Here is a 13,438-nt window from a genome sequence, read left to right on the forward strand (position 1 = left end):
AATGACGCACCGCAGAATACTGCTGATCGAGCCGGGCTACCGGAACAAGTATCCGCCCTTGGGGCTAATGAAGCTGGCTGCTTATCACGGACCGCAAGGGCGTGGCGACCACGTGACATTCGTCAAGGGAGAGGACACCCGCGTTTTCGAGCAGGCGTGGGACCGAGTCTACGTGACAACGCTGTTCAGCTTTGAGTGGAAACGAACCGGAGCGGCCATAGACTTCGCGATTCAAGCAGCGAACGGACAGCCGGAGAGAGTATTCGTGGGCGGAATCGCGGCATCCCTCATGCACGAGGAATACGTGAGCGAGCCTAGGTGGGCCGGAGTGCGGTTCATCAAGGGCCTTCTCGATGGACCGCCCGCGGCGTCCCTGCAACTTAGCGCCAGAGATGGCGAATTCGGTGCCGAAGACCTCAATGGAATGCCAATCGAGGAGCGTGTTCCGGATTATTCGATCTTGCATCAGGTGCCCTATAGCTACCCCGTGCACGATGCGTATTTCGGCTATGCCTCGCGCGGCTGCGTTCGCAAGTGCAAGTTCTGCGGTGTGCCAAAGCTTGAGGGCGCCCAGCGGGATATGCCGCCACTGTCGTACCTGGTCTCAGGAATTGCCAAAGAATACGGAGAAAAGAAAGATCTGGTGTTGATGGACAACAACGTGACGGCGGCGCCCCGATATAAGGAAATCATCGCCGAAATCCGTGATCTGGGCTTCACCCCAGGCGCCAGTCTTGCACGCAACGGAGGCGCGGCTGTGAAGAGGCGGGTGGATTTCAACCAAGGAGTTGACGCCAGGATTCTAGTCAAGTCACCCATGTTCCTCCGTGAAATGTCCACAATCTGCATTAGCCCTTTGCGGATCGCATTCGATCATGTGGGGATGCGCAAGATGTACGAGAAGGCAGTGCGCATGGCGGCGGACAACGCGATAGTCAATCTATCCAACTACATGCTCTACAACTTCATGGATTCGCCGGCCGACCTGTACGAACGCATGCGAGTCAACATCGAACTGAATCAGGAGCTGGGCATCCGCATCTGGTCGTTCCCCATGCGCTATCAGCCGGTGACCCTCAAGGACCGGTCGCATGTGGGCAGGAATTGGAGTCCCTACTTCTTGCGCTCCTTTCAAATCATGCTGCAAGCAACGCGGGGCATCGTGAGCGGCAGCACGGACTTCTTCACGCGGGCCTATGGCGGCAGCACAGCAGAGTTCGAGCGATTGCTAACCTTGCCTCACGCGTTCATTTTTCACCGTGAGCACTATGAGCGAGGCAGTGGCAAGCCGGTTCGGGACGAATATGAGGCCGCCCGCCAAAAATTGTCGGCGGACCAGGAAAAAGAGCTTGTCAGACTGCTCCACGAAGTGAGCCTGGCATCCGGTTCACGGCGTACCAACTTTCTGCGCTGGGCAGCCGACCGCACCATAGACCGGGGTGTGCGCGGGGCGCTTCGCTTTCACGTGTTGGATACCAAAGACAAAGTTGATCCCGAATTGGACGGCGCGCAGCGCCCGCTCTTCAAATTCAATTCAGGCTGGGGCGGGCCAGCGGAAGAAGAAATTGTGGAAGACGCGGACCTGTTCTCTTCGCAGCAGCCTGGCGCTGATGCGGCGCGGCCGACACAACCACAGAGCGCAGGGTTTTCATAAACGATGTCCGATGTGGGCACAGAAATTTTCCAGCTAGTCACGCTGGGAATGTATAACGACCCCTTGGCGATGTATCGTGAATACATTCAAAACTCCGCCGACGCTTTCGCGCTCGAAGGACGCGCAAGTGGAACTGTCAAGATTACGATTAACAGGGGCGATTCCAGTATTGTGATCTGTGACGACGGCCCAGGGCTTTCGCCAAAACGAGCGCGTCGCGCCCTATTGCCAATTGCTCGGAGCGAGAAGGCGAAACAGCGTCTTAGGGGCTTTAGAGGTATCGGGCGCCTTTCGGGACTGGCTTTTGCGGATAGTGTTGCGTTCCTGACTCGGTCCAAACCTGATGAACCGATTACGCGGGTCTTTTGGGATGGAGCGAAGATCAACAGCTTAAGGCGTGAGTCAAACATTAGCTGGGAGGACATTCGCAATTGCGTATCGGTTGATACGATCACCGACCTCAAACGTCCTGACCACTTCTTCGAGGTGCAAGTTCATGGAATTGCGCGACATGCCGCGGGAGTTGTCCTCAATGAGCAGCTTGTGAGGAGCTATATTGGGGAAGTGTGCCCGGTTCCGATGCCTAGGGACTTTTCTTTTGCCAACGCAATCAAGAAACGTTTTGCCGATGACTACCAGCCCTTGGCGCTCAGTGTCGAGTTGGATGGAGACCCAAATCCGATAACGCGGCCCTACGCCGATTCGATCGCGTTTGCCCCGGGCAAGAGCGGCCCGTTTACAGAATTTCAGCCCGTGGATGTGCCGTCCTTGAGCGGCGGCAATATTGCAGCCGTCGGCTGGATTCTGCATTCATCGTACCTGGGCGCCATCCCACGGGGGCCGGGAATTCGAGGAATCAGGGTACGCCTTGGGAACATACAGGTTGGGGACGAGTCGGCACTTGATCATTTGTTCCCGGAAGAGCGATTCAACCGATGGTGCGTTGGGGAAATCCATGTCCTGGACCCGGAGTTGGTTCCTAATGCGCGGCGCGATTATTTTGAGCCCGGACCAAGCTTGCGCAACTTTGAGAATCATATGGCCGCAATTTGCCGAACTGTCGCCGACCGCTGCAGAGGAGCATCAAAATCGCGCAACAGGATGGGCAAACTACAGTCACTGCTTCGCGACGTGGATGATGCGCGCGCACTAGCCGGTTCAGGCTATCTGTCAAACCAGACTGCCGCGAATCTTCTGGAAGAGACCATCTCTCGTGTGCGGCAGGTGCGCACAACGTATATGAAATCAAATTCGCTTGCCATCTCCGAGCAAGCACTGCTCGACGACGCTGAAAAGAGCCTGGCACCCTGCCCGTCCGAACACAACGGTGCGACGGACATTCGGACTGGGGATGAGGCGATTTACCAAAGGGTATTTGGAGCGCTAACAACGCTAGCGCGTTCACCTGGGGAAGCCAAGCAAGTGATTGAAGCGGTAATGAAAGAAGTAAGTCATGGCGGCAGATAACTCGCAATCATCCTTAATGGGCATGGGGAGCGGGGAGTGCGCGCTGGTTACGGGTGCGGCTGGCGGTATCGGATCGGCGGTGGTGCGGCGGTTTGTTGGGCGCGGGCTGAAGGTGGGGGCAATGGTGTTGCCGGGGCAGGAGGCGGAGGCGGACCTCGTTTTGCCGGCCGAGGCCACGGACGAGGCGCAGGTGAACGACGCGGTGGCGCGTTGTGCAGGGGAGTTGGGTGCCCCGCGGTGGGTGGTGCATACGGTGGGCATCACCGGAGAGGGGCCTTTGGCGGAAGTAGCGCTGGAGGACTGGAATCGGGTTGTGGATGTCAATCTCACTTCCACTTTCTTGCTGGCGCGCGCAGTTTATCCCTACCTCAAGCGCACCCAGGGCGTCTTGGTGCTGTATTCCTCCACCAATGCAATCAACGGCGGCAACGAGTTGTCGGGCCCTGCGTATACGGCCGCCAAGGCAGGCATCATCGGCGTTACGCGCTACCTGGCGCGCGAGTGGGCCGAATACGGAATTCGGGTCAATTGCATCGCGCCGGGGCCGATCGACACGCCCATGCTGGACCGGCTCGGACCGGAGCGGCGCGCCGCGCTCGGCAAACGGGCGCCGCTGGGCCGCTTGGGCACGGCCGAGGAATGCGCGGCGCTTACCGACTTCCTTTGCTCGGAGAACGCAGACCACATGACCGGCACGGTGAACAATATTTCAGGAGGACTGCTCCTGGACTGAACAACCCATGAGGAAAACATGATGAATAAAGAAACCGCAATTGCCAGCGCGGCGCTGATGGCGATCATTCTGGTCGGAACAGCCGCGGCGAACGATTCAGCCGGCCTGATGGAGAAGCTCGCTGCGCTGGAGGGCGACTGGATCATGCTGGATGAGAACGGCGAAGAAACCGATATGATCGGGTCCACATTCCGGCTTACGGCAGGCGGTTCCGCCCTGGTGGAGGTGATGGGTCCCGGCAATCCCGACGGGCATGAAATGGTGAACATGTACCATGCCGACGGCGACCGGGTGTTGATGACTCACTACTGCGCTGCCGGCAACCAGCCTCGCATGGAAGTTAAAACCACGGACGACGAAAATCGGCTTGAGTTGCGGTTTGAGAGCGTGACCAACCTGGCCTCACCCGATGCGAACCACATGCGCCACGCCGAATATACGTTCCAGGGCGAGGATCTTTTGGTCACCCGCTGGTGGAGCATGCAGGACGGCAAGGTCAGTGAAGAGAATCACGTCAAAATCACAATGAAACGCAAGAAGTAAAAGAGGCCTGGCGCGCCGAGCTATATCCATCCGAACTTCAGCCGGCCATCAGAACGAGTAATGACCAGGCTGGCGGGTTGGCATCCCACCAAGCGCCCACATCCGCAATGGACCCATCGACCCTTCATGCAACCATTGCCGCCCTCAAGCAACAGGGGCATGCGCTGGTTGCAGGCGATGAGGTAGGCGAACGCTACAGCGTCGATTTCACGGCCGAGAACGCGCTTCGGCCCGAGGCGGTTCTGCGGCCCGGCTCGGTGCGGGAAGTTTCCGAAATGCTCAAGACCTGCCATGAATGCGGGCAGCCTGTCGTGGTCCAGGGCGGGATGACGGGGCTGGCCGGCGGCGCCACGCCACAGGCCGGAGAACTGGCGCTGTCGCTGGAACGGTTGAACGGGATCGAGGAGTTGGACGAGGCCGCCATGACGATCACCGCGCTGGCCGGAACGCCGCTGCAGGTCTTGCAGGAGGCCGCTGAAAAAGCGGGCCTTATGCTGCCCCTGGATTTCGGCGCGCGCGGCTCCTGCCAGATAGGCGGGGCCATTGCCACCAATGCGGGTGGCAACCAGGTGATCCGGTTCGGCATGACCCGCAATCTGGTGCTGGGCCTGGAGGCGGTGCTGGCCGACGGCACGGTCATCAGTTCCATGAACAAAATGCTCAAGAACAATGCGGGCTATGATCTCAAGCAGCTCTTCATCGGAACCGAGGGCACGCTCGGCGTTATCACGCGCTGCGTGCTCCGGCTGCTACCGCGTCTGGCCAGCACCTGCACGGCGCTCTGCGCGGTCGAATCCTTCCCGCAAGCGGTCAAGCTTCTGCGCGAACTGCAGGCCCGCTTGGGAGGTTCGGTAAGCGCCTTCGAAGTGATGTGGGCGGACTACTACCAGCGCATCATTGAGCATAGCGAGGCACTTCGCTCGCCGTTTCCGAAACCGTTTCCGATCTATGCGCTGGTGGAGGCGGAAGGTCCTGACCAGGAGGCCGACGCCGAACGCTTCCAGGTTGCGTTGGGACGGATCCTGGAGCGTGGCGTGATAGCCGACGCAGCGATCGCCCAATCGGGCAAGGACCGGCAGACGTTCTGGGCGATCCGCGACGGCGTCGCGGAGATCACCGCCGATCTGTTGCCCTACGCCAGTCTCGACGTGAGCATGGACATAGCCGAGATGGCGGGTTTTCTGGACGAATTCGACCGTGAACTGAAATCAGCCCTTCCGGACGCCATCAACCTGGTGTTCGGCCATATCGGCGACAACAACCTGCACTTGTTCGTGAGTACGCAGCGGCACGGAGACCTGGATACGATCTTCGATATCGGCTACCGGTTAACCGGTGCGCACCGCGGCTCGGTGTCCGCCGAGCACGGGATCGGCGTGTTGAAGCGCGGCTACTTGCACTACTCGCGCAGTCCGGAGGAACTGGCGCTGATGCGGCGCCTCAAGGTCGCGCTCGACCCCAAGGGGATCCTTAACCCCGGCCGTGTAATCCCCGCATAAGCGGCCCAGCCCCGGGCCTCCCGGGATGAGTCGTCAGCCGGTCAGGGCGACGGCCCGGGCTCCGCAGCTTTGGGCTTCCAGGATTTCGATCCAGTAGCCGTCGGGATCCTTGATAAAGGCCAGGCCTTTGAATTTCCCGTCGTCCGGGTACTTGACGAACTCCACGCCCAACTCCTCGAAGCGCTTGCAGGCCGCGTAAACGTCCGGCACCGAAAGGGCGATGTGCCCAAAGCCTTGCGGCTCGGCGTTGCCGTCGTGGTAGCCGGCAAAACCATCGTCGCTCTCGTTACCCCAGTGGTGCGTCAGTTCGATTACCGCTTTCTGCCGGAAAGCGTAGGCGGCGCGCTGCTCGGCGCCACTTGGAATGGGCTCGTCATCTTCGGTGACGTAACCCATGAAATACAGCGAGAACTCCACCTCCGGAAAGCGGAATTCCTTGATGAGCGTCATCCCCAGCACCCGGCTATAGAAGTCCAGCGACCGCTGCGGTTCCTTGATCCGCAGCATCGTGTGGTTCATCACGTACCCTTCGGTTTCGGGCACCGATACGACCTGCCCTTCCTGAACGGGGAATTGACTCGACATATGCCGACTAGAGCCTGACCCGCGCAATACAGGTCTTCAGGCGCGGCTGTTCAATAGCGCCGATGAATCGGAAGCGCAAACCCGGGGAGGCTAAAAGACGTATGGTTCTATCGTCCCGGACACCATCTTGTATCCTGCGGCGCCAAGACCGAAATCACTAAACTCCGTCTTCAGTTCGCCCGTCGCCCAGATCGCATCCCAAGTTGACTCAAGACTGATGGGCTCTTCGACCGTAACGTAAACAATCTGATTGGGGGCTGGCGGCGGATAGTGGATGCATGCTCCGAAATAAGGCACCAGCAGAAATTCACTGACTTTGCCCCCTGTTGTGACCTCCAGGGGAACGATAAATCCGGGAATCTTTACATCGACGCCGTCGAGCGCTTCAACCACGCCGAAGGAGAAGGGCTGCTGCTCGAGCATGTCATTGCTGGGAACAAGGTCGTCCCAAGTGAGTTCGCGCGCTTCTTCCGCAGTCGCGATACCGCTCACAAGCAGCATCGCCAGGAGCCCGCACCGAATGACTTGATTCATTTGGTTCATATTCCTTCCTAACTATAGCCGCACCGTCAGGCCATCGGCGAGCGAATTCCGGTATGCACGCCAAGCTGGAATGATGCTCACCAGCACCGCCATGCAAAGGATACCCGCCAGCACGTAGAGATCAAAGGCGCGCAATCCGACGCTCAGTTGAATGCCGAATTCCGAAACTGCGTACTGCCGGATCGTCAGGATGCCGAGCTGAACCAGCATGAGTCCTGACAGCGCACCGAGAAACGCAAGCATCGCCGCCTCCGAAAGCAGCAAGGCAAAAATGTGACCCGGCCTCGCGCCGACAGAACGCAAGACAGACATTTCGCGCCGGCGCTCATTGAGGCTGACGAGCAACGTAGCAAGCAACCCGAGCACACTGGCCAGCACCACCATCGCCGACACGCCGAACAGCGCGTATTCGGCAACGCGGATCAGGCCCCAAAGCTGCTGCAATGCCACGCCCGGAATTACCGCGGTCATTGGCTCGTCCTCCAACTCGTTCACGAACCGCTGCAACGCGAATATGGCTGTCTTCGATTTGAGTCCGATCAGGAAAGCGGTAATTTCCTCCGGCTCGTAACTGGCGCTCATCGCCGCCAACCGCTCGTCGCGGCCTGCCGTGTGGATCAGATCCATGCCGCTCAGGCTGATGTGTACAGTGCGATCGACGGGCGTACCGGTGCGTGCAAGTATTCCGCTCACCGTGAACGGGTCCTCGTCGTGCGTCAGAAAGCTCGTTTCCGTCAGTCCATGAGACACAACGATTTGGCTACCGACATCGTATCCAAGCCGTTCGGCTACTTCGGCGCCGAGAACCGCATCGGTCGGGCCGGCGAATGGACCGCCTTTCCGGAACGCCAGCTTCTGGCGGTCTGCATACTGGTAATGGTCGAAATAGCCGAGGTTCGTTCCAAGGACTCGATAGCCCCGGTGGGCATCACCCAGGGAAAACGGAATGGTCCAGTCCACCTCCGGTCTTGCGCCGATTTTCTCGTAACTGTTCCACGTGACGTTGTTCGTCGGGTTGCCGATGCGAAAGACCGAATACAGGAGCAGGTTCAGATCACCGCTGCGCGCACCGACGATCAGGTCGGTGCCGGAAATCGTGTTGACGAAACTGGTTTGCGTATCGGTTCTGACCCGCTCGACAACGGAGAGCAGGCCTGCGCTGACGGTAATCGTTGCAATGGTCAAGACAGCCGTCGCGCTCCGGTTCATCAGGCTCTTGAAAACGAGCGACAGTGCATTGCCGAAGTTATGCAGCATTTGAATGGTGCTCCGCGGCGTTGATCAACGGAAGATCGATGGCAAGGTCGAAATGCGTGGCGAGCGAAGCGTCATGGCTGACGAAGATGATAGTGCTGTTGGCGCGGCTGCACTCCAACAGGAGCAGATCGATGAACTCGCGTCGCCGGTCGGCATCGAGAGACGAGGTCGGTTCGTCGGCGATGACCAATTCCGGCCGCCCGATCAGAGCGCGGGCAGCAGCCACACGCTGCTGCTGCCCAACACTCAAGTCCGTCGTCTTCCGTGACCGCAGCTCTTCGCCGATTCCGAGTGCCGAAAGCAGCCGGGCCGCCGATTTCTGGACAGAGCCATCGGCGTCGCTGGCGCGCTTCAAACGCCGGCTGGAATAGCGGCAGGGCAGAGATACGTTTTCGACAACCGACAGGTACGGCACGAGATTGAATTGCTGAAAGATGAAGCCGACGTGATCCGCGCGAACCCGGTCACGCGCCGCACTCTTCATACCGGAGAGATTCTCGCCCAGAACGGCGACCGCACCCTCGCGCGGAACCAGTACGCCGCCGACAAGGGCAAGCAGAGTGCTCTTGCCGCATCCACTGGGACCAAACAGGAATGCCCGTTGCGATGCTCGAACGCGCAGCTCGCGAATGGCCAGGATGTCAGCGCCGGAACCGTAGCCGAAACGCAGCCCCGATATATCGATCGCGTTTTCGGGAGTGGTGGCTGCGCTCGGCATGGTCTCTATGGCCGCAAGAGCGAAACCGAAGCCGCGCGTCCCTCTGCCGTTATCGCTTGCGCTCCTTCAGCGGTCAGAATCTGGATATCAATCTTGTCCACGCTCGCAAGGCTTTCCGTGAAACGCAGCTCGATCGATTCAAGCTCCGAGATATTGGCGCAGGCCCATTCGTAGCTGGCGATCATGTCGGCGTGTTCTGTGGAGTCGTCGTGGTCATGCCCGTTCGATTCCGCGTGTTCGTCGTGGTGCTCATCGTGGTGTTGGTCGTGCGCGGATCCCCCCCCGTGCGAATCATGCGTATCGTGATGGTGTTCGTCACCTTCCGCCGCGCCGGCATCGTGTTCGGCGAGGTGTTTCGTGACGTACTCCGGTCCGTCAACGGACATGGTCGATACCGTGCAATTCGCGGAGTCTGCCAGCCCGAACATTGCCTCGGCACTCGAAAACATGGCGGCGGCATTTTCAATGCGTTCCAACTGTTCGTCGCTCTCCGGCGGATGTTCAAAGCCGACCACATCGGAAAGCGGCGCTGTCAGAGATACTGCGACTGCGTCGCCCTCAACCACAATGCCCAGTTCGATAACGCCATGGACGTGCTGCGCCGGACCCTGGACGGGAATCAAGCTACCAATCGCCATGGCGTACAGGAGCGATCGGAAATTTGCGCTGCCAAAACGATTCCGTAACCCATATGGATGCGGACACAGCGCAAAGCAGCGCGGCCGCAAAGAAATTTTCAGATGTTTCATCTGCCATCACCTTGGTTCATAAATTCAGAGCACGGCATCGGAGGACACCGCGCGATTCAAATGATCATGTGAACAGGAGATGGGGGAGCGCGTGTGCGCTGCGCGTTACAAGGCCGCGAGACGAGGGACAGCGACCGAAACGATGGAACGACCGATAACTCGGCCGGTCGCGATACCGAAAAAGGCGAATTGCTGTGCGCGGCGCTCCCGGAGTCGGTGAACAGGCAGGCCGCGCATGGGTGGTCGGAGCAACTTGCATCTTCCGAGTGCTCGCTGGCGTGCCATGCGCCCAAACACAGCGCTAGCGCCGTAAGGGCGGCAATGCGACGGGTGCTAGCCGGCATGGGCCACTAGTCCACCCCAAACCTCTCGACGCACACAGCATCCTCCAAGAAAGGGAGACCGTGACGCCAATCACGATCCCTTGACAGCATCACTATAGTGTACAGGCGCCCCCATGGGAGACTTCACGGATTCGCGACGGCGCGCTTTCTTCAGCAACGAACGATGGGCCTCACGATGGCTTTGCTTGCAATTTACTGTGCAGCGCTTTTCGCTGTATCAATTCTCGGGGGAGTCCTGTCAGCGCTCGGCGCCCTGACGCACACGCGCACCCAAATCATAATGAGCCTTGTAGCGGGCTTCATCCTGGCCATTGCTCTCTACCACCTGTTGCCGCACGGACTTGAGCGCATCCCCGGGCCGGAAAATCTCAAGCAGGGCATGCTTTGGACCACTCTGGGGATCGTGTTGATGGTGGGTCTGCTGCGCATGTTTCAGTTTCACCAGCACGACTTCAGCGACGAAGCGCCCTCCTTGTACGCCAAGCAGGCGCATTCGGGCGCGACGGTCGGCGGCCGAGGCGTGGCCGGCATCGTTATCGGCATGTCAATCCATACGATCGCCGAAGGTATGGCGCTGGGGAGCGCCATGCAGGCCAGCGTCCGAGCAACAGAAATCGCAGCGCTGCCGGCAGTCGGCGCCTTTCTGGCGATCCTGCTGCACAAACCGCTCGATGCCCTTTCGATTCTCAGCGTCATGCGCTCAGCGGGCTTTGGGCGCCGGATACGCAACTTGATAAATGTCGGGTTTGCGTTACTTTGCCCCTTGGCGACCGGCGCTGCCTTCTGGCTGGGAGCGCAAGTCGGGGACCCGTTTTTGGGCTACGCGCTATGTTTTGCCGCAGGCACCTTTCTGTGCGTGGCGCTGAGCGACCTGTTGCCGGAAATTCACTTTCATGCCCACGACCGCTTCAAACTGGTCGCTGCCTTCCTGGCAGGCGTTGCCCTGGCTTACGCGCTAGGTATCGTGGAAGCCAGCCTCGCTCACGGCGAGCACTAATCCCGCATATCTCACCAATCCGCGCTGCGTACCGGCAACTTCCGGACTGCCTCGGAGATAGCCGCCGGGTGTGCTGCGGCCCAGCGGCCGGTTTCACTTTCCTGTGAAGTTGGGCGATCGTTTTTCGAAGAAGGCCGCCAGCGCCTCATCGTGATCGCTGGTGCGTTGCAGAATGCCCTGCAAGTTGGCCGACATCTCCATCACGGACTCGAAGCGGTCCTGACGGCCGGCGCGCAACAACTGCTTGGCCATACGCAGCGCCACGGGCGGCTGTTCGGCAATCTGACCCGCGATTTCAAGCGCTCTGGGGAACAGTTCGTCGGGCGGCGTAACCTCGCCGACCAGACCCCATTCGCATGCGGTGCGGGCGTCTATCAACTGGCCGGTCAGCAGCAGTTGCGCGGCGCGCGAATAACCGATCAGTTGTTGCAGAAGCCACGCGCCGCCATCGCCTGGAATCAGCCCAAGCTTGAGAAAGGTCTGCCCGAACAGGGCTGTCTCCGAGGCCAGCCGGATGTCCGCCAGGCAGGCCATGTCGTTGCCCAGCCCGATAGCGGGGCCATTCACGGCAGCGATCACCGGCACATCCAGGTTCCAGACTGCCCTCACCATACGTTGAATTTCGCCGCGATAGTTCTCGCTCAAACGGGCTGAATTGCCGGAGAACGGCGGGCTGCGGTCGCGCATGGCCTTGACGTCCCCGCCGGATGAAAACGCCGACCCTGCCCCGGTCAGCACGGCGCAGCGCAGCGCGGCATCGTCTTGAATGCGCGCGGCGACCCTCTCGAACAGCTCGCCATCGCCTACGCGACCGAGCAGGTTTCGCTCCGCCGGGCGGTTGATGGTGAGCAGGGCCACGGCTCCACGTGTCTCGTACAGCAGTGCGTCGCTCATGCCGACCGTTCCTCCAACAAAAGGAGCATGGTACTCCGGGCCTCAATAGCGCGGAGGGTTGCAGAAACTGGAAAAGGCAAGTCCGACATACGCACTGTCACTTCAGACGTGAAGAAAAACACGGCTCATGCACACAGCTACCGGGTTACGGCCCGGTCTGGTGAGAATTCAGGGCTACCCCTCTTGCAGCTCGGCGGCGGCGCAAACGGCCGTGCATACCTGCCGTAGATCCCGGCTCGACATCACATATGCCGGCATCAGGTAGATCAGCTTGCCGAACGGACGCGCCCACACCCCGTGTTCCACCAGACAGCGCTGAGTTGCTTCGACGTCCACCGGCTGGCGCATCTCGACTACGCCGATGGCGCCAAGCACGCGCACGTCCGCTACCTGAGGAAGCTGCGCGCAAGGCGCAAGGCCCTTGCGCAATTCTCTTTCCAGCCGGGCCACACGCTTGCGCCACGGCGATTCCAGCAGCAGATCGATGCTGGCCGCGGCGACCGCGCAGGCCAGCGGATTCGCCATGAAGGTGGGACCGTGCATCAGAACGCCCGCCGCACCGGGCGCCGCGGAAATCGTCTCGGCGACATGCGGCCGCGCCAATGTCGCCGCCAGACTCATGTAGCCGCCCGTCAGCGCCTTGCCCACGCAGAGGATGTCGGGAACCACGCCGGCGTGCTCGCAGGCGAACAATTTTCCGCTGCGTCCGAAGCCGGTGGCGATTTCATCCGCTATAAGCAGCAAGCCATGACGGCTACACAATTCGCGCGCGCCCTTCAGATATTCGGGGTGATAAAAGCGCATGCCTCCCGCGCCCTGCACGATGGGCTCAAGAATTACTGCGGCAATTTCATCGCGATGCCGCGCCGCGATATCGTTCAGCGAATCGAGGTCGACCGGTTTCCATGCTTCCCCGAAACGCACACGCGGCGCCTCGGCAAAGAGCTGTTGGGGCAGGACACCGGAGAACAAGTGATGCATGCCGGTGACCGGATCACACACCGACATGGCCTGAAAGGTGTCGCCGTAATAACCCCCGCGTATGGTCAGCAGTCTGGTCCGTCCCTCGACGCCCTGGGCGCGCCAATACTGGAGAGCCATCTTGATCGCCACTTCCACCGCCACCGAGCCGGAGTCGCAGAAAAACATCCGGTCGATATCTCCCGGCGCCAATTCGGCGAGCCGCCGACCCAATCGGATGGCCGGCCGATGAGTCAGGCCACCGAACATCACATGCGGCATGCGAGCCAACTGCTGGCGCGCGGCGCGGTTCAATACGGGGTGGCCATAGCCGTGGATCACCGACCACCACGACGCCATGCCGTCGATCAGCTCCCGTCCGTCTTCCAGCGTAAGCCGCACTCCACGCGCTGAAGCCACCGGGTAAGCCGGCACGGGAGCGTGCATCGACGCATACGGATGCCAGATGTTTCGGCGGTCGAACTCGAGATCGAA

Annotated in this window: 13 protein-coding genes; 6 read left to right on the forward strand and 7 right to left on the reverse strand. The window is 60.2% G+C overall.

Going from position 1 to position 13,438, the window contains the following annotated elements:
* Window position 1: 1 nt before the first annotated feature.
* From ACWCOO_RS09070 to ACWCOO_RS09090, 5 genes are all read left to right on the forward strand, one after another.
* Complete coding sequence (locus ACWCOO_RS09070; protein WP_446830664.1) at window positions 2-1,654, forward strand: radical SAM protein; 1,653 nt, start codon at window positions 2-4, stop codon at window positions 1,652-1,654.
* Between the two features lie 3 nt (window positions 1,655-1,657).
* A complete protein-coding gene (locus ACWCOO_RS09075; RefSeq protein ID WP_446830665.1) occupies window positions 1,658-3,121 on the forward strand; it encodes an ATP-binding protein in 1,464 nt (487 codons plus the stop codon).
* Window positions 3,108-3,854, forward strand: a complete 747-nt coding sequence (locus tag ACWCOO_RS09080) for an SDR family NAD(P)-dependent oxidoreductase (protein WP_446830666.1) — start codon at window positions 3,108-3,110, stop codon at window positions 3,852-3,854. The genes ACWCOO_RS09075 and ACWCOO_RS09080 overlap by 14 nt, the downstream gene beginning before the upstream one ends.
* 18 nt (window positions 3,855-3,872) lie before the next feature.
* Window positions 3,873-4,397, forward strand: coding sequence for a hypothetical protein (locus ACWCOO_RS09085; RefSeq protein WP_446830667.1), 525 nt, complete (start codon window positions 3,873-3,875; stop codon window positions 4,395-4,397).
* Between the two features lie 107 nt (window positions 4,398-4,504).
* Window positions 4,505-5,896: an FAD-binding oxidoreductase gene (locus ACWCOO_RS09090; RefSeq protein WP_446830668.1), complete on the forward strand. Its 1,392-nt coding sequence runs from the start codon at window positions 4,505-4,507 to the stop codon at window positions 5,894-5,896.
* A 33-nt stretch (window positions 5,897-5,929) separates the two neighbouring features.
* On the opposite strand, the gene gloA is transcribed toward ACWCOO_RS09090, so the two are convergent.
* From gloA to ACWCOO_RS09115, 5 genes are all read right to left on the reverse strand, one after another.
* Complete coding sequence (gloA, locus tag ACWCOO_RS09095) at window positions 5,930-6,481, reverse strand: lactoylglutathione lyase (protein ID WP_446830669.1); 552 nt, start codon at window positions 6,479-6,481, stop codon at window positions 5,930-5,932.
* 90 nt (window positions 6,482-6,571) lie between these two features.
* On the reverse strand, window positions 6,572-7,015 hold the full coding sequence (locus ACWCOO_RS09100; protein WP_446830670.1) for a DUF3299 domain-containing protein: 444 nt from the start codon (window positions 7,013-7,015) through the stop codon (window positions 6,572-6,574).
* A gap of 21 nt (window positions 7,016-7,036) precedes the next feature.
* Window positions 7,037-8,281 carry an ABC transporter permease gene (locus ACWCOO_RS09105; RefSeq protein WP_446830671.1) on the reverse strand — a complete coding sequence of 415 codons (1,245 nt, stop codon included), beginning with the start codon at window positions 8,279-8,281 and terminating at the stop codon, window positions 7,037-7,039.
* Window positions 8,271-8,999, reverse strand: a complete 729-nt coding sequence (locus tag ACWCOO_RS09110) for an ABC transporter ATP-binding protein (RefSeq protein ID WP_446830672.1) — start codon at window positions 8,997-8,999, stop codon at window positions 8,271-8,273. The genes ACWCOO_RS09105 and ACWCOO_RS09110 overlap by 11 nt, the downstream gene beginning before the upstream one ends.
* Window positions 9,000-9,004: 5 nt before the next feature.
* A complete protein-coding gene (locus ACWCOO_RS09115) occupies window positions 9,005-9,748 on the reverse strand; it encodes a ZrgA family zinc uptake protein (protein ID WP_446830673.1) in 744 nt (247 codons plus the stop codon).
* A gap of 624 nt (window positions 9,749-10,372) precedes the next feature.
* Here ACWCOO_RS09115 and ACWCOO_RS09120 point away from each other — a divergent pair.
* Entirely contained in the window at window positions 10,373-11,089 is a 717-nt protein-coding gene (locus ACWCOO_RS09120) for a ZIP family metal transporter (protein WP_446830674.1), read from the forward strand.
* Between the two features lie 93 nt (window positions 11,090-11,182).
* Here ACWCOO_RS09120 and ACWCOO_RS09125 read toward each other — a convergent pair whose 3' ends face one another.
* Together ACWCOO_RS09125 and bioA are read right to left on the reverse strand one after the other, a co-directional pair.
* Window positions 11,183-11,983, reverse strand: a complete 801-nt coding sequence (locus tag ACWCOO_RS09125; protein WP_446830675.1) for a crotonase/enoyl-CoA hydratase family protein — start codon at window positions 11,981-11,983, stop codon at window positions 11,183-11,185.
* A gap of 174 nt (window positions 11,984-12,157) precedes the next feature.
* The gene (gene bioA / locus ACWCOO_RS09130; protein WP_446832034.1) at window positions 12,158-13,390 is read right to left on the reverse strand and encodes an adenosylmethionine--8-amino-7-oxononanoate transaminase; all 1,233 of its coding nucleotides are present in this window, start codon (window positions 13,388-13,390) and stop codon (window positions 12,158-12,160) included.
* Window positions 13,391-13,438 lie beyond the last annotated feature (48 nt).

Source organism: Candidatus Foliamicus sp., assembly GCF_965221325.1.
GTDB lineage: Bacteria > Pseudomonadota > Gammaproteobacteria > Steroidobacterales > Foliamicaceae > Foliamicus.

What these genes read in the sequence shown, in the direction of transcription:
- ACWCOO_RS09070 (WP_446830664.1), top strand. Translation starts at nt 2, where the DNA reads ATGACGCACCGCAGAATACTGCTGATCGAGCCGGGCTACCGGAACAAG.
- ACWCOO_RS09075 (WP_446830665.1), top strand. Translation starts at nt 1,658, where the DNA reads ATGTCCGATGTGGGCACAGAAATTTTCCAGCTAGTCACGCTGGGAATG.
- ACWCOO_RS09080 (WP_446830666.1), top strand. Translation starts at nt 3,108, where the DNA reads ATGGCGGCAGATAACTCGCAATCATCCTTAATGGGCATGGGGAGCGGG.
- ACWCOO_RS09085 (WP_446830667.1), top strand. Translation starts at nt 3,873, where the DNA reads ATGATGAATAAAGAAACCGCAATTGCCAGCGCGGCGCTGATGGCGATC.
- ACWCOO_RS09090 (WP_446830668.1), top strand. Translation starts at nt 4,505, where the DNA reads ATGGACCCATCGACCCTTCATGCAACCATTGCCGCCCTCAAGCAACAG.
- gloA (WP_446830669.1), bottom strand. Translation starts at nt 6,481, where the DNA reads ATGTCGAGTCAATTCCCCGTTCAGGAAGGGCAGGTCGTATCGGTGCCC.
- ACWCOO_RS09100 (WP_446830670.1), bottom strand. Translation starts at nt 7,015, where the DNA reads ATGAATCAAGTCATTCGGTGCGGGCTCCTGGCGATGCTGCTTGTGAGC.
- ACWCOO_RS09105 (WP_446830671.1), bottom strand. Translation starts at nt 8,281, where the DNA reads ATGCTGCATAACTTCGGCAATGCACTGTCGCTCGTTTTCAAGAGCCTG.
- ACWCOO_RS09110 (WP_446830672.1), bottom strand. Translation starts at nt 8,999, where the DNA reads ATGCCGAGCGCAGCCACCACTCCCGAAAACGCGATCGATATATCGGGG.
- ACWCOO_RS09115 (WP_446830673.1), bottom strand. Translation starts at nt 9,748, where the DNA reads ATGAAACATCTGAAAATTTCTTTGCGGCCGCGCTGCTTTGCGCTGTGT.
- ACWCOO_RS09120 (WP_446830674.1), top strand. Translation starts at nt 10,373, where the DNA reads ATGAGCCTTGTAGCGGGCTTCATCCTGGCCATTGCTCTCTACCACCTG.
- ACWCOO_RS09125 (WP_446830675.1), bottom strand. Translation starts at nt 11,983, where the DNA reads ATGAGCGACGCACTGCTGTACGAGACACGTGGAGCCGTGGCCCTGCTC.
- bioA (WP_446832034.1), bottom strand. Translation starts at nt 13,390, where the DNA reads ATGCACGCTCCCGTGCCGGCTTACCCGGTGGCTTCAGCGCGTGGAGTG.